Here is a 14,804-nt window from a genome sequence, read left to right as displayed (position 1 = left end):
TGCGGTGAGCAGAAGTCATCGGTCCACGTCCGCGGGCTCCACGCCGTCCGGCGCGTCCCCCGGCGCTACCGACTCCGTCACCGGCGCCGCGACCCCGAGCGTCACGCCCTGCTGGGCCATGAAGGGCTCCGGGTCAACGGCCTGCCCGCTCACCCGCACCTCGTAGTGCAGGTGGCAGCCCGACGACGTGCCCGCGCCCGCCGGGTCGATGCGCGAGTCACCGCCCATGCCCGCGATCTGCTGTCCTGCCTGCACCGTGTCGCCGACCCGCACCAGGTTGGTGCCGGTGAGCAGGTGACCGTACGTCGAGTCGACGCCCATGCCGTGCTCGATGCGGATCGTGTTGCCGGTGCCCCAGCCGGTTGCTCCGGAGATCACCACGCGGCCCGCCGCGGCCGCGAACACCTGGGTTCCGCACGACGCCGCGATGTCCTGGCCCAGGTGGTAGGTCGACGCCCCCGCGATGCCTGTGCTGCGCGGCCCGAACCCGGACGCCTTGGACCCGACCGCCGGGTTGGCCCACCCGCCCGTACCGACCGCTGCGTTCCCGACGGATCCGGTCATGCAGGGTGCGCCTGCCGCGGCGCCCTGGATGGACTGGGACAGCGCGGACAGGTCCTGCTCGTCCGCCCCGCTGACGAGCTGCATCACTTCCAGCGACTGGTCCCAGTACTGCTGGTAGTGGTACGGGTCGGCGTTCCGCTGCGCCTTGTGCGCTGCGATGGTCGGCTCGAGAGTCTCCCAGCCGGTGACCGCCAGCAGCCGGTCGTAGAACCGGCCCGACGACTGCACGGGGTCGAGGCGTTCCTCGACCGTCCCGTACCACTTCTGCTCCTGGAACATGCCGATCGAGGAGGTCAGTGTCCCGTCGGGGTTGCGCACCCCGAACCGGTCGTCGCCGTAGTCGAGGTTGCGCATGCCGGACTCACCGAGGGCCGTCATCACAGCGATGGCCTGGGCCCGGCCCGGCACGCCGCGTTCCTGACCCACCTGCAGGATCACCGACGCGTTCTGCAGCTGCTCGCCCGTGAAACCACCTGCCGCAGCGGCCTGGCCGCCGGCCGGCACCACCGACGCCGAGAGGCTGCAGCCGTTCTGCGACTGGTTCTCGCTGACCGCACCACCCACCAGCACGACCATCGCGATGACTGCGGCAGGCACCGCCATGACAGCGGCCACCAGCACGCCCAGCACCAGGACCGCGCGCCGGGTCGGGTCGTCCCGTCTCCCACCTCTGCCCGGCCGCCGCCCTCCGGAGCGGACCGCCTGCGCGGCCACCCGTGTCGCGAGCTCGGCGGTACCTCGCCCGCTCACGACCCCTCCGGGGGCCTGATCTGCTCGGCGAGCCAGGGGGCCGCGCCGTCGGCCCGGGTCAGCAGCACCGTGTAGCTGCCGATGTCGGTCGGCACCGCCACCTCGGCGAGCAGGGTTGACGTCTCGTCGGTGACCTCTGGTTCGCCGGTCACCTCCGTGACCGGCACGAGGCGCGGGTCGACGTCCTGGTATACCGGCTGCGCCTGCGGCGTGAGCAGCGGCTTCAGGCCGGACCACCAGTCGTCCGCGGTCTTGTCGGTCGCCGCGAACGCCGCGATGGTGGCGCGGGCGGCATCGCGCGCCGCCGAGCGGACGGTCTCGTCCCAGGCCGCCTCGACGGGTTCGCTGGGCGCCGTCTCGTCGAACTCGGGCTCGGCCGACACCTCGATCGCCGGCTCGCCGGCACCCGGCTGTCCCTCGACCTCCTCGGTGGCGGGCGGCGCACCCGTGTCGTTCTCGGTGGAGCTCGCGGGACTGCCGAAGTCGTCCGGGGACCCGGGAGCGAACGCGCCGGTGCTCTCCGGCGCGGTGGGGTCCACGGGGCCGCCCTCGCGCGGCCAGCCGATCCAGGTACCGATCGCGAGGACGACCACCGTGATCACCACGATGACTACACGTTTCATCAGCGGCCCAGCCCTCGCATCTGACGGCGGCCGGGATTGTGCACGATCGCCGACGGCTGCGGCCCGCCGGCCTGCGGCGCCCCACCCTGTCGCGCCGCGTTGAGCGACTGAGCCAGGCGGGCGGCACTCTGCGACCGCTCACCCTGGCGGCCCAGGCCGCGGGCTGCCCCGACCGCCTGCTTGGCCTGCCTGGCCTTGCGCACCACGCTGAGCGCCTTGGAGGCACCGACCGCTGCGCTGGACGTGCCACCGCTCGCGACCATGGACCCGGCCTGCAGGGCTACCGACGTTCCCGTACGACGGGCGCTGCCCAGCCGGTCGCTGAGGCGCTCGCCGGCCGTCGGCGGCAGGTGCGGGCTGGGCTCGTTCGACGGCTTCTCACCGGCGTTCGAACCGTCCTGCAGGGGCTCGGTGCCGGTACGTCCGCCGTCGGGCGACCCGTCCTGGACGGTGCGTGCGGCAGTCGTCCAGGCGTTGCCGCGGCCGTCGGTCCCGCCCGCGCCGTCGGGCCCGGCCGGGGGGCCGGAACCGTCGACCGGGATGGGCATGGTGCGGTTCTCGTCGCCTGCGCTACCGGAGCCGCCACCCGAGACGCCGCCCGTGGTGCTGCCGACCGAGCCACCACCAGGGTTGCCGTCCATCGCGGACGGGCCCGCTGCGGGGACGTCGTCGGCGTCGACGTCGACCGCCTGGCCGTTCGGCTTCACGGGAGCGGGGCCAAGGCCGACACCCGCCCACTCCTTGGCCTTGTTGTAGCGGCCGCGCCACTTCGCGGTGCCGTCCCACGGCATCGCGGCGGGCTCGCCCACCTGGGAGGGGACGCCGGCCGCCGCGAGCTTGTCGGCCAGCGCGCGCAGACCCTGCCGCACGCTCGCGCCCATCAGCACGTAGAACACCGCGCCTGCGATCACGAGCGTGTTGAACAGGTAGAGCCGCACGAGGAACGGCAGGCCGCTCGTGGCGTCGTAGAAACCGAGCAGCATCTTCATCCAGGCCACCAGGAACATGGTGGCCATCGCGACGAGGATGCACCCGAAGCCCACGCTCGCGAACGTGCGGAACAGCTGGGCACGCGTGCCGCTCGAGACGACACCGACCGGGAGCTGCCACAGCAGCTTGATGGCCGACCAGCCCAGCAGCAGCACCGCGAAGATGGTGCCGCCGACGATCACCACGGACAGCAGAAGGAACACGAACCCGGTGGTGAGCAGGCTGAGCGTCGAGACGACGGTGCCGGCGTCGACGGTGGACGCCGCCTCCTGGTACGCCTCGTCGCACGACCCGATCGCGTCGACGGCGTTGTCCCGGCCGACGTTCTCGGTGTAGGTGTCCTCGCAGCCGGAGCCGTCGATGACCGTGCCGTAGTTGATGATCTGGTGCGGCGCGCGGAGCAGGGTGTCCACGAGCTGCCCCTTGAGGCCGTCGCGGATCACCGTGGAGTCCCGCTGGAACGACGCGCCCTCGGTCGCGAAGCCGGTGGCGATGTCCATGCCGGCGTTCCGCGACTGCATGATGACGCCCTGCTCCCCGCCGATGGTCGCCATCGGGTTCGCGAGGAAGCCCGTCGCCAGTGCGGCGATGAGACAACCGATCAGCAGCTCCATGAACCCGCCGGCGTACCGGCCCTTGAGCAGCCAGAAGCCCACCACGAACGCCAGGATGATGAGCATGACGTTGAGCAGGCCGATCTGCGCGATCATGCCCTGCACGATGATGCTCAGCCCGGCCAGCGGCGCCAGGATGTAGCCGAGCCAGTCCATGCCGAGCACCCAGTCGAGCACCCAGATCTGAACGGCGACCATGTCCCGGTACCAGACCCAGAACATGCCGGCGAGGGTCGAGAAGATCTCGGAGTCGACGTTCAGCGGGTTCCACGGGGAGCCCGTGTCCCACTGGAGCGTGAACCGGTCGACGGCCACGCCCTGGGTGTCCTCGAGGTTCAGCCCTCCCCCCGGATCGGCAGAGGGAAGCGGCGCCAGCCGGTTCATGACCCGATCACCGCGCCGGTGGAGCTGGTCGGCGTGGTCTTCACGGTCTGCGCGCGGGTCTCCACCAGCGGAGCCATGACCTTCGCGCGGCCGTAGCGAGCCTGGAAGTCACGGATGAGGCACTCGCCCCGCCGCTCCTCCGTCACGCCGACGGCGGCGTCGGTCACCGGGGCAGTGCCCTCGGTGACGAGCTTGACCAGGCCCTCGTCCACCGGCGCACCCACCGGCAGGCCGTGCAGCCAGCGCAGTCCACGGCGGGCGAGGTTGGCGTCGCGGTGGCGCAGCAGCACGCGGAACGGGATCAGCCCGCGGACCACCTCGTTGCCGAAGTCTTCCTCCGCGTCGTGGCTGCCGAGCAGGAGCGCCGCCTTGTGCTTACGGCCGTCGCGGATGAACATGCCGATCTCCTCGGCGGCCTCCGGCGAGGACATGGTCTTGGACGCCTCGTCGGCGGCGAAGATGTCGAGCCGTGACCGGTCCGCGAAGCAGCGGTACCTGGCGAGGGCCGCGATCAGCGCGAACGTGGCGCGGCCGAACACCTTCTCGGCCTTGAGCTCTGCGAACAGGTGCCCGTGCTCCATGTCGGCCTTCGACGGCAGCTGCATCTTGTGGGTGTGCAGCACGATCGCCGGCGAGCTCAGGTCGAGCGGCGGCAGCGAGTCGTCGAAGAGGGCGCGCCCGAAGTCGAGCTCGGAGAAGATCCGCATCTCGTCGGCGAGCATCCGGGCGCCCGGATACTCGCAGTCCACCTCGAGGTGCCGGGCGAGCGAGCCGAGCGAGGTGATCTTGTGGCGCCACATGTACTCGGTCTGCAGCACCTTGGACAGCAGCACGTTCTGCTCCGACTTGGTCTGCACCGAGAGCAGCACGGTGATGAAGGCGCGCGCCACCCGTGGTGCCTGCGCAGGCGGCAGGATCCGCAGCGGGTCCATCGACACCGTCGCGTCCTCGGAGATCTCGACCACCTGCGAGTCGGGAATCTCCGAGACGGCCACGCCCCACTCGCCCATCTCGGTGTGGTCCACCGCCATGAGCGTGGCACCCATGTCCACGTTGTCCATGGCCACGGTCTTCATGCTGACCGACTTGCCCGATCCGAGCTCGCCGACGAAGCCCATGGCGAGCGCGACGTCGAGCTTGTCCGTAGCCCCGGCCAGGTTCACGAACACCGGGTTCGGCCGGGCGGCCCCGTTGGAGATCTCCAGGGCGAACAGCGCACCGGAGGTGTCGCCGAGCTCGGTGGTCGCGAACGGCACGGCGGCCGAGAACGCCCGCGCCGTCGTGATCTGCGAGTACTCCCGCACCGCGCGCGGCGTCGGCATGCCGGGGAGCGTGGCCTCGAAGAGCGTTGGCTGGATGGTGGGGTCGGTGCGCAGCGAGAACTGCATGGCGGCGAAGTACTTGGTGAGGTCGCGGGCGTCGTCGAGCGCCTGCTCGGGGGTGTGGCCGGAGACGGTGAACATCGTGGTGGCGTCGACCTCCACCTCGAGCTCGTCCGCGTCCATCACCGCCTGGTACTCGCCGAGGGCGCGCGCCGTCGTGTCGAGGGAGGACCCGGCGCGCTCCTCCTCGGAGCGCTGGTCGAACTGGTCGTTCAGCGTGCGGACCGCGCGCCGGTTGCGATTGGTCACCTCGTCGCGCGAGCGCACGGTCATGCGGATCGCCCAGTCGCACGGCACACCGGACTCGTCGACCCGTCCGATCCACTCGCACCCGGGGTAGATGATCCCGCCCGACGGGGTGTCGCTCACCACGAGCGTCGTCTGGTACGAGGCGAGGTCAGGGTTGGCGGGGTCGAGAACCTTCACGTACGGCCGCTTGAGGATCTGCAGGGGGCCGAGCTTCTTCTCGGAGTCCGTCTGCCCGGCGGGGTCCACCAGGGCGGACGGCAGCACCGACGGCCCGGACAGGTGCATCTCGGCGTCCAGCGACCCGTCGACGGGCACCGCGGTGTCCAGGCCGAGGCCGCGCTGCATCGCGTGCCCGAACATCCACGCCATCTCTGCCACGGTCGCCGGCCGCGGGTCGAACGCGGAGGGCATCTCCTTGCGCAGCGCCTCCGCCTGCGCCGCCCGCTCGCCGATCGCGTGCCTGCCCGGGACGGAGCGCGGCATCATCAGCGTGTCCTGGAGCGTGGTCCAGCTCGCGTGCAGCGGCTCCATGAACGCCTTCGCGCCCGGGTTGGCCAGGGGAGCGGCGATCCAGTGGACACGCCGCCCGATCGGGATCTGCTCCAGGAAGTCGAGGGTCGCCTCGCACTCGGCGGCCCACGCCTCGCGCTCGGTCAGATCGACGCCCTCGATCATCGAGAGCACCACCGACGCCGGGTCGGTCGCGGCCGTCAGGCCGAGGTGCAGGGACTCGCCGCGCAGGGCGCGGTAGAGCGCCGTGTGGTGCCGCCGTGCCGCGTGCTTCTTGTCGTCGGGCTGGAATGCGTAGGGCACAGGGGACACGCGCCAGACCGCCCAGACGGTCCCGGTGCGGGTCCACATGAGGCCGTCGGTCAGGGCCGAGATGTGGCTCAGCATGGGGGCTCAGTCCTCTCGCGGGGTGGTGGGGGCCGTTCGGCCGGTCTGTTTCGTCTTCCCGGCGAGCAGCTGTCCGACGCCGGTGAGGTCGGCGGTCTTGCGGTCAGGGGCTGTCGCCGCCGCGGTGGCAGCGGCCGCTGCCCAGTCCGCCGGCGAGCGTTTGTCCGGGAGGGGCTTGGGCTCTTGTGCGGGTGTGGGCTGGAGGCGCCTGCCCTCGAAGGTCGCGTCCGCCGGGCCCCGGCTGGTCAGCTCCGGCAGGAGCTCGGTCGGGATCGGCTGGACCGCTGCTGGGCGCTGCGGTTCGGCCGTCGGCCGGACCCGCCCTGCGGGTGCCTCGGCACGCGGTGCGGCGACGGTGGCCGGCCGAGGCAGCACCACCATGACCCGGTGGGTCATCAGCCGCGGCTTCGGCAACGCCACCTGTCCTCCGACCAGCCGGCCCGGGCTGGAGGTCAGGTTCATCGCGTCCATGACGAACGCGATGGGATTACGGCCGCTGCTCGGGAGCTTGCCGGTGGCCCAGACCACGCCGACGACGACGCCCACGGCGACGACGATGTTCATGAACCCGCCCAGCTGTGCCCACAGCGGAGCGGTCTTCCACAGCGCGAACGCCACCAGGGCGCCCGCTCCCACCTGAGTGATCGTGTACGGGCCGCCCCAGATGCGCCCGCCGCTGGGTAGCTTCCCCACCAGCATGGGGATGCGTCGGGCCTTCGTGTAGAACTTCGCGGTCTCGGTCACCGGACACCCTCCTCACCACATGCCGGGCGCGCGAACGCGCCCGCCTGACCAGCCCTGTGTCGTGCCCTCGGCGTCGTGCCCATGTCCCGGCCCTGTCGGCCCCAGCTGCAGTCAGAGAACTGTCTGCGTGTTCACGATGGCCGGGGCGGAGTCGAACTCGTCCCTCGCGAGGTCGGAGGTGACGTTGATGCCGCCGTTCACGAGCCACAGGACGATGCCGCCGACGATCGCCGACATCAGGATCGCGGCGATCGACATCTTCGTCTTCACGGCAGTGATGACGACCATGAGGATGACGACCACGAAGGTCACCGACTCGATGGCACTCTTGACCTCCTCGGACTTGACGGTGATGAGGTCGAGGAAGCCACCGCTGGCCATAACGATCTCGTTGATCATGGTTCTCTCCTTCGTTACTCCCCGGCGGTGCCGGGGTCGATCGTGCCGGATGGCGTTGTGTCGATACGGACGGCCGGCTCGAGGCCGGCAACCTCCCAGCGGCCATCACGCGCAACAAGCGTGAGGACGTACTGGGCGGTGGTCTTCTCTCCGTCGAGCCGCGTGAGCTCGACGGTGGTCAGGGCGTGCGTGCCGTCGCCGTCGGTCGGGTCCTCCGTGACCTCGTGCGAACCCTTGATGCCCTTCACGGCCACGGCCGAGTACGGGGCGGGGGTCACGGCCGGGATGGACGTACCGGGGCGCAGGTAGCGCGTGATCTCGCCGTCGCCAGCGACCAGGGCCGCGAGGAACCCGGCGGCGGACTGGCCGGCGGCCGACGTCGGCGAGATGGTCTCGGGGTAGTCGAGGCTCGGCGGCTCGGCCGCGGCAGCGGGGCCCGGTACGGGGGAGGGCAGCGCAAGGGCGGTCACGGCCAGGTCCGGCCCGGAGTACTCGGTGTCCGTGCGGTCGACGAGGACCGGCACCTGGAAGTAGCGCCGCACCCACACGAGCGCCACCTCTGCCTCTTCCTTGTCGGCCTTGGCACCGCCGCCCGCTGGAGGGGTGGAGCCGGGTGCGGGCTCGGCGACGTCCACGCCCACGGTCACCGACCACACGCCGTCGTCTGCCTGCTCGACCTGGGCCACCGACGAGTCACGGATGGTCAGACCCTCCTGGGGGAGCGAGCCGACCGGGGCGTTCGTCAGGGAGGCGATGAGCTGCTGGTCGTCGCTGTCCGCGCGCAGCCAGGTCTCCACGAGCTCGACCGCTCGCTCGTTCGCCGCTGCGGTCTCCGCCGTGCTCGCCGCACCGGCTGCCGCGGAGACGGGGGCAGGTGCGGGCCGCAGCGCTGTCCACACCAGGGCGGCGGGCCCGGCCAGCAGTGCCAGCGCGAGCGCGGCACCCCAGGCCTTGGTCGCCAGCGCAGGTCCGTTGGACCACTCCACGACCTGCGGGGGCGGGTTCTCGCCGTCGCCCCCGCCGCCCGACGACGACGGGGGCGTCGCGGGCTGGTCGGGTCCGCCCGCCCACGGCGAGCCGGTACTGGAGGCACCGTCGGCCGGGGCGGGCAGCTCGGCCGGCTTGGCGGCCTTCTTGCCACGCCGACGTACGAGGAGCGAGCTCATCGGGTCCGCACCTCGTTCTGCAGGTCCGCCCGGATGCGTGCACGGGCCTCACGGGCACTGCGCGCGCGAGGACTGTCGAGCGCCTCGGTCAGGCGGACCGTCGTGTCCTCCTCGCCGAGGGGATCCTCGGTGAGGGAGGCGATGAGGTCGCGCACGAGGGGCGCAACCTCACCGCGGGCCGCGTGCACCTCGGCGGTATCGCGGAGCAGGGACCACGTGCGGTCGAAGTCCGGCGCATCGGGTTCCGCACTGCGGACGCCCGCACTGCCGAGGTCGGTGCTGCCGAGTCCGGCGCCGGGCGCCTGGTCGAGCTCGTCCTTGCTCATCTCGCCTCTCCCGTTTTCTCCGTCTCTTGCGTCTGCTGAGCACAAATGGCAGGTGAGGAGTTCGTGTGACATCGGTAGTCCCCGGGTTTTGGCCGACTGTGACGCAGGTCACAACTGCCCGCAGGGAGCGGGCAACAGTGGCGGGCAACACCCTCCCGGTGGACTCGGTGCAGACCGGAGGGGGGAACCGCCATGCCTGCACGGACGCCTGCACCAGCAGGAACGCTGATGCGCGAGCTCGACCACGACTGGGCCGACCTGGTCCGCACCCGATCGTTCGCTACCGAGATCGAGCGCCTCGCCACACGGTTCCCGCAGATCGCGGGGCTGCGCACGGGGGAGGCGGTACAGCTCGCCTCCGACGAGGCGGACGAGGTGCTGTACGCGCTCATCGTCGAGCACGCAGGGGGCAGCTTCGCCGCCGGGCGCGCGGTACTGCAGTGCATGCTTCCCGCGGTGCGCACGATCGTGCGCCGATCACGCCGCCACTACCCGGACGTGCAGGACCTCGAGCAGGAGGCCGCCGCCGCGATGTGGGACGCGATCACCCACTACGACCTCGACCGCAGCAGCCGGGTGGCGATGCGGTTGCAGGGGCACACCCTGACGCGCGTCGTCGGTGACCGGGCCCCGCACGCGCAGGGTGGCCGGGTGAGCCGTGGTCCGCGGGTCGCGGAGATCCCCACCGACGTGTCCACGCTGACCGCCCTCGAGCGGCCGATGACACCCGAGCCAGGGCCGGACGCGGTCTACTCGCTCGCGAGCATGTCGCTCGGCACGACGGGCGAGGTGCTCGACGTCATCGCGTGGGGCCTCGACAAGTGCGCGCTGACACCCGACGAGTCAGCACTTCTGGCGCGGTTGTACGCGCCGGACCCCGATCTCCCGGAGTACGCCGAGCTCGGCTCGGGTCGCGGGAACTATCAGCGGCGGGTTGCCCACGAGCTGGGCATCTCGCACGCAGCCTTGCGCCAGCGGGCGAGTCGCGCAGTGCGACGGCTGGCGGAAGCCGTTCAGTCCGGTGGTCTGTCTGGGGGACAGCCGGGCGAACGGGACGGTGAGGGGCGACGACGACCGACGGGCTGAGCACTGGGGGGTGCGTGAAGCCCTGAAGCCGTCCGAAGTCCACCTCATCGCGAGAGGGCCCCACCGCCAGCGGGGCCCTCTCGTTCTGTCCCCATACCTCCAGTCCTGCCCCAAATGTAAAGATTGCGCCAGGGTGAACTTTGCACGGAGGGGGCGGCGCGGGAGGCTATTCTCACGGCCTGACCTGCGGAGTCAACACCACGGTTGTGGTTCTGGCGTGCCAGCGGAAGATCGTTTCAAGGTCACTCAATATTCAAGTCATCTCCACAACTTTGAAGTCCGCTTGACCTAGCGGGCACCCGGAACCCTGATTAGCGTTCAACCTGCCGGGTTCGCCCGTGTGGATGAGGATTGCCTGCGGTGACACGCGTGTGCCACCGCAGAGAAGCCTCCGATCAGCACGGGTAGGAGCACGGTGGAGACAGGCGCACGGATGGGAACCTCGATGGGTCCCGCACCGGGGGAACCCGAGGCGGACTCCGCCGACGGGCTCGGAGGAGACGGCACGGTGAGCAGTAGCACAAAGGTCGCGAACCAGGAGAAGCACGCCCGGTCCGCGGCGCAACCCCAGCGACCCGCACCCCCCGGGCCGCTCAAACCTACGCGCGCCCGACGTCGGCCGGCGCTCATCGCCCTCGGCCTCGCGCTCGTGGCCCTGAGCGTGCTCGCGTCCGTATACCTGGCCAGCATGTTCGGCCAGACGTACCAGGTGCTCGCGATCAAGGACGAGATCCCGCGCGGCACCGAGATCACCGCAGCCCATGTCGCGACCGTCGACCTGCCCACCGGGCCGACCCTGCTCGAGCCGATCCGTGCCGAGCAGTTCGACCAGGTGGTCGGTCAGGGCAAGGTCGCCACAGCCGACCTGAAGAAGGGTCAGCTCCTGACGTCCGACAGCTTCGCGGACGAGCTGCAGCCCGCCGCCGGACGGTCGATCGTCGGCGTCGCGCTCGCGCCCAACCAGATGCCGACGAAGGAGCTGAGGGCCGGCGACACCGTGCGGGTGGTCGAGACACCCGCGTCCGGTGGGGAACCGCCGGCCTCGGCACCGTTCGCCATCCCCGCCACCGTGGTCGGCACCAAGCTGTCGCCGATCGGCGACCAGACGGTCGTGGACGTGGAGGTCACCTCGGACAGTGCGGCAGGGCTTGCCGCCCGGGCAGCGACCGGCCGCGTCGCCATCGTGATCGACGCCGTCGGGGCCGGGTGATCTGGGTGGCTCTCGTCGCCCTCGCCAATGCGAAGGGCTCCCCGGGAACCACGACGGCGGCCCTCGTGCTGGCGCTCCAGTGGCCCCGTCCTGTGCTCCTCGTGGAGGCCGACCTCGCCGGGTCGTCCATCCTGGCCGGCTACTTCCGTGGACAGCTGCCGCACGACCGCGGTCTCCAGCCGCTGGCGATCGCGCACTCCCACGGGGACCTCGAAGCCTCCTTCTGGGAGCAGACCATCCCGCTCGTGCGAAACGATCCGGACAAGAAGCTGTTGCCGGGCATAGTCAGCCCGCACACCGCGCCCGCCGTCGCGAACCTCTGGGGGCCGTTGGCCAACCAGCTGGTCGCGCTGGAGCGCGGTGGCATCGACGTCCTGGTCGACCTCGGACGGCTCGGCACCGGCGGCGTCGTGCGCGAGGACCGGGAGCCGATCGTCCGGCTCGCGGACCAGGTGCTGATCACCACCGGCTCGCGCCTGCCCGACATCGCGGTGACGCGGGAGCTCGTCAAGTCCCGCACCTCCGTGGTCGACGCCGCAGCGCGCGAGCTCACCAACCTCACCGCCCTGACGGTCGGCCCCGGCCGGCCGTACGACGCGAACGAGATCGCGCGGACCCTCGGCCTCGGGACCGTTGGCTCCCTGGCCTGGGACCCGGTGAACGCCGAGGTGCTGTCCGTCGGCTCGCCGGCGGGCCGCCGGTACCCGTCGTCGCCGCTCGTGCGGTCGGCCGGTCCGGTGATCTCGCGCCTCCAGGACCGCACCGAGAAGCGCCGGGCCCGGTTCTCCACCGGTCCCCGCGACGGTGGCGGCTCAGGCCCGCGGCGCCCGCCCGAGTACGCGGACGGCCTCTCGCGGTCCGTGCAGGGCGGCGCGCCGTGGCGCGACGGCAGGGGGAACGCATGAGTACGCCCGAGTTCCCCGACCTCTCGTCGCTGCCGATCTTCCACTCCGCTGACGACGAGCCGCGCGCGCTGCCGCGCCGCGCGCGCGCTGCCGACGGCGGTCCGGGGCCCGACGGGCCCGCCGCCGCGGTGCAGAACCGAGCCGTCCCGGTGGAGCAGGCCAACGGCACGGCGCGGGCCACCGGCTCCCGCGCGCCGGTGAACGGCGGCGGCGCGTCCTCCTCCGGCAACGGCACCTCACCCTGGGTGGGGGCAGTCGCCCGCGCCGGCCGGGAGTACCACGGCCAGCCCGGCAACCCGCGGCTGCGCGACTCCGAGTTCTGGCGTCAGGTCAACAGCCTGCGCGGCGAGGTGTCCTCGCGCCTGACGACGGCGCTGGCGACCCGCGAGCTGGACGAGGAGCAGCGCGAGGCGCTGGGCCAGGAGCTGATCCAGCAGGTGGTGCGCGACCACAACGACGCCCTGCTCTCCGGCGGCCAGCGGAACTGGACCCCCGAGTACCAGGTCGAGGTCACGCGCGCGCTGTTCGACGCGCTCTTCCGGCTCGGCCGGCTGCAGCCGCTCATCGACACCCCCGACGTCGAGAACATCGAGATCACGGGTACCGCGCCGGTGCTCCTGCTGATGGGCGACGGGCGCCGCACGTACGCGGAGCCGATCGCCGACTCCGACGCCGAGCTCATCGACTTCCTCCAGTTCCTCGCGGCGCGCGACCCCGCGAACGAGCGGTCGTTCACGCGCGCCAACCCCTTCCTCAACCTGGACCTGCCGGGTCGCGTGCGGCTGGCCGCCGTCGGCTGGGTGGTGCCGTGGCCGCGTGTGACGATCCGACTGCAGCGCCTGCAGTCGGTGGATCTGGAGCTGCTGCGCCGGAACAACACGATCGACACGGTGCTGGTCGAATTCCTCACGGCGGCAGTTCGCGCCCGCAAGTCGATAGTGGTTTCCGGACAGGGGCAGGGCAGCGGCAAGACGACCCTTCTGCGCGCTCTGTGCGCCGGCCTGGATTCGTGGGAGTCGATCGCAACCATCGAGACCGACTACGAGCTCTACCTGCACCTCGAGCCGGAGAAGCACAAGCGCGTGGTGGCCCTGCGCACCCGTGAGGGCTCCGGCGAGATGAACGCGACGGGGCGCCGTGTGGGCGAGATCAACACGAACGTCAACGTGTACGAGTCGCTGCGGCACAACATCTCCCGCGTGATCGTCGGTGAGGTGCGTGGCCCTGAGATCGTGTCCATGTTCCAGGCGATGCAGATGGGCAACGGTTCGCTGTCGACGGTGCACGCGGACGGTGCGCGCGACGTCGTCGAGCGGCTGGTCGGCATGGCGGTGCAGGACTCCACGCTGTCGGAGACCTACGCGTACCGGCAGGTGGCGCAGTCGGTCGACCTCATCGTCTTTCTCCGGGTCGACTCGGCGGGCGACGGTCGCCGGCACCGCTACGTCTCCGAGGTGATCGAGGTGACGCGCGGCGAGGCCGGTAACCCGGTGGCGATCACCGACGTCTTCGAGCCCGGGCCGAACGGCCGTGCGGTGCCGAAGACGACCCCGTCGTTCCTCGCCGACCTGGAGGCCGTCGGCTTCGACGCGAGCCTCTTGAACTACCGTGACGGGCTCTGGGGGATGGAGACCCCATGACCACGCTGATCGCCGTGCTGACGGGGCTCGGCCTGGGCCTCGGTCTGTGGTTCGTGGTCGTCGGTGCGCAGAAGCACGAGCCGACGCCGAAGCCCGTCCGGACCACTCCGCCCTTCCACGGGCTGCTCCGGCTGCTCGGCCTGACCAAGGGCGGCCCGCTCTACCCGCAGCGGAAGGTGGTGGGTATCGGCGCGGCCGCCGGCCTCGTGGCCGGCATCGTGACCGGCTGGTGGTCGCTCGTGCTGATCGTGCCTGTGCTGATCGTCGGTCTGCCGTCGCTGTTCCGCACGACCACGCAGTCCAACGAGGTCGAGAAGCTGACCGACCTGACCGCTTGGGTGCGGTCGCTGATCGGTGTGCTGTCCGGGGGCGCCGTCGGGCTGGAGCAGGCCATCGCGGCCACGCTGCACAGCGCGGCACCGTCCGTGCGGCCCTCGCTCGCGCGGCTCGTCGCGCGGCTGGAGGCGCGCCAGCCCATCAAGCCGGCGCTCTACCGGTGGGCGGACGAGATGGACGACTACTCGGCCGACATGATCGCCTCGGCGATGATCCTCGAGTCGGACAACCGCACGGGAGCCGTGGCGCCTGCGCTTCGCCAGCTCGCAGAGTCCCTGTCTGCGCAGGCCAAGGCGCGGCGGGAGATCGAGACGGAGCGCTCGACCGGCCGCGCCACGGTGCGCTGGGTCACGATCGTGACGCTCGTGGTGCTTGCTGCCACGGCGATGTCCGGCTACCTCAGCGGGTACGACTCGCCGTTGGGTCAGGTGGTGGCGGTCGTCCTGTTCTGCGCGTACGTCGTCTGCCTGCTGTGGATGCGCAAGATCAGCCTCGGGCAGCCGATCCCGCGGTTCCTCCCCGACGAGAGGAGGGCCTGA

The 14,804-nt window shown here is 71.3% G+C and carries 13 protein-coding genes; 5 read left to right on the top strand and 8 right to left on the bottom strand.

Features of this window, described 5'->3' with window-relative positions:
• Positions 1-15: 15 nt before the first annotated feature.
• The 8 genes from ACFS27_RS10650 to ACFS27_RS10615 all read right to left on the bottom strand — a co-directional run bounded on the left by ACFS27_RS10650 (position 16) and on the right by ACFS27_RS10615 (position 9,088).
• Complete coding sequence (locus tag ACFS27_RS10650; protein ID WP_377182700.1) at positions 16-1,314, bottom strand: M23 family metallopeptidase; 1,299 nt, start codon at positions 1,312-1,314, stop codon at positions 16-18.
• The gene (locus ACFS27_RS10645; RefSeq protein ID WP_377182698.1) at positions 1,311-1,937 is read right to left on the bottom strand and encodes a hypothetical protein; all 627 of its coding nucleotides are present in this window, start codon (positions 1,935-1,937) and stop codon (positions 1,311-1,313) included. Before ACFS27_RS10645 ends, ACFS27_RS10650 begins: the two co-directional genes overlap by 4 nt.
• On the bottom strand, positions 1,937-3,925 hold the full coding sequence (locus ACFS27_RS10640) for a hypothetical protein (RefSeq protein WP_377182696.1): 1,989 nt from the start codon (positions 3,923-3,925) through the stop codon (positions 1,937-1,939). The genes ACFS27_RS10645 and ACFS27_RS10640 overlap by 1 nt, the downstream gene beginning before the upstream one ends.
• Positions 3,922-6,453 (bottom strand): ATP-binding protein, encoded by a 2,532-nt coding sequence (locus ACFS27_RS10635; RefSeq protein WP_377182694.1) that lies wholly within the window; start codon positions 6,451-6,453, stop codon positions 3,922-3,924. The genes ACFS27_RS10640 and ACFS27_RS10635 overlap by 4 nt, the downstream gene beginning before the upstream one ends.
• 6 nt (positions 6,454-6,459) lie before the next feature.
• Positions 6,460-7,197 (bottom strand): hypothetical protein, encoded by a 738-nt coding sequence (locus tag ACFS27_RS10630; protein ID WP_377182692.1) that lies wholly within the window; start codon positions 7,195-7,197, stop codon positions 6,460-6,462.
• A 111-nt stretch (positions 7,198-7,308) separates the two neighbouring features.
• On the bottom strand, positions 7,309-7,596 hold the full coding sequence (locus ACFS27_RS10625) for a hypothetical protein (protein ID WP_275005013.1): 288 nt from the start codon (positions 7,594-7,596) through the stop codon (positions 7,309-7,311).
• A 14-nt stretch (positions 7,597-7,610) separates the two neighbouring features.
• Complete coding sequence (locus ACFS27_RS10620) at positions 7,611-8,762, bottom strand: hypothetical protein (RefSeq protein ID WP_377182690.1); 1,152 nt, start codon at positions 8,760-8,762, stop codon at positions 7,611-7,613.
• Entirely contained in the window at positions 8,759-9,088 is a 330-nt protein-coding gene (locus ACFS27_RS10615) for a hypothetical protein (RefSeq protein ID WP_377182688.1), read from the bottom strand. The genes ACFS27_RS10620 and ACFS27_RS10615 overlap by 4 nt, the downstream gene beginning before the upstream one ends.
• A gap of 228 nt (positions 9,089-9,316) precedes the next feature.
• Between ACFS27_RS10615 and ACFS27_RS10610 the strand changes: the two genes are divergently transcribed.
• From ACFS27_RS10610 to ACFS27_RS10590, 5 genes are all read left to right on the top strand, one after another.
• Positions 9,317-10,174 (top strand): hypothetical protein, encoded by an 858-nt coding sequence (locus ACFS27_RS10610; protein WP_377182686.1) that lies wholly within the window; start codon positions 9,317-9,319, stop codon positions 10,172-10,174.
• Positions 10,175-10,682: 508 nt separating this feature from the next.
• Complete coding sequence (locus ACFS27_RS10605) at positions 10,683-11,384, top strand: SAF domain-containing protein (RefSeq protein ID WP_377182684.1); 702 nt, start codon at positions 10,683-10,685, stop codon at positions 11,382-11,384.
• Positions 11,385-11,389: 5 nt separating this feature from the next.
• Entirely contained in the window at positions 11,390-12,289 is a 900-nt protein-coding gene (locus ACFS27_RS10600) for a hypothetical protein (RefSeq protein ID WP_377182682.1), read from the top strand.
• Positions 12,286-13,929, top strand: coding sequence for a CpaF family protein (locus ACFS27_RS10595; protein WP_377182680.1), 1,644 nt, complete (start codon positions 12,286-12,288; stop codon positions 13,927-13,929). Before ACFS27_RS10600 ends, ACFS27_RS10595 begins: the two co-directional genes overlap by 4 nt.
• Positions 13,926-14,804 carry a type II secretion system F family protein gene (locus tag ACFS27_RS10590; protein ID WP_377182678.1) on the top strand — a complete coding sequence of 293 codons (879 nt, stop codon included), beginning with the start codon at positions 13,926-13,928 and terminating at the stop codon, positions 14,802-14,804. The genes ACFS27_RS10595 and ACFS27_RS10590 overlap by 4 nt, the downstream gene beginning before the upstream one ends.

Source organism: Promicromonospora vindobonensis (assembly GCF_042685865.1).
GTDB classification, from domain to species: Bacteria; Actinomycetota; Actinomycetes; order Actinomycetales; family Cellulomonadaceae; genus Promicromonospora; species Promicromonospora vindobonensis.
The sequence above is the reverse complement of the archived record's forward strand: the minus strand, read 5'-3'. Positions and strand labels throughout refer to the sequence as shown.

Bases quoted from the DNA above. Each gene is read 5' to 3' on its own strand.
- ACFS27_RS10645 (WP_377182698.1), bottom strand. From the start codon at position 1,937: ATGAAACGTGTAGTCATCGTGGTGATCACGGTGGTCGTCCTCGCGATC.
- ACFS27_RS10640 (WP_377182696.1), bottom strand. From the start codon at position 3,925: ATGAACCGGCTGGCGCCGCTTCCCTCTGCCGATCCGGGGGGAGGGCTG.
- ACFS27_RS10635 (WP_377182694.1), bottom strand. From the start codon at position 6,453: ATGCTGAGCCACATCTCGGCCCTGACCGACGGCCTCATGTGGACCCGC.
- ACFS27_RS10625 (WP_275005013.1), bottom strand. From the start codon at position 7,596: ATGATCAACGAGATCGTTATGGCCAGCGGTGGCTTCCTCGACCTCATC.
- ACFS27_RS10620 (WP_377182690.1), bottom strand. From the start codon at position 8,762: ATGAGCTCGCTCCTCGTACGTCGGCGTGGCAAGAAGGCCGCCAAGCCG.
- ACFS27_RS10615 (WP_377182688.1), bottom strand. From the start codon at position 9,088: ATGAGCAAGGACGAGCTCGACCAGGCGCCCGGCGCCGGACTCGGCAGC.
- ACFS27_RS10610 (WP_377182686.1), top strand. From the start codon at position 9,317: ATGCGCGAGCTCGACCACGACTGGGCCGACCTGGTCCGCACCCGATCG.
- ACFS27_RS10595 (WP_377182680.1), top strand. From the start codon at position 12,286: ATGAGTACGCCCGAGTTCCCCGACCTCTCGTCGCTGCCGATCTTCCAC.
- ACFS27_RS10590 (WP_377182678.1), top strand. From the start codon at position 13,926: ATGACCACGCTGATCGCCGTGCTGACGGGGCTCGGCCTGGGCCTCGGT.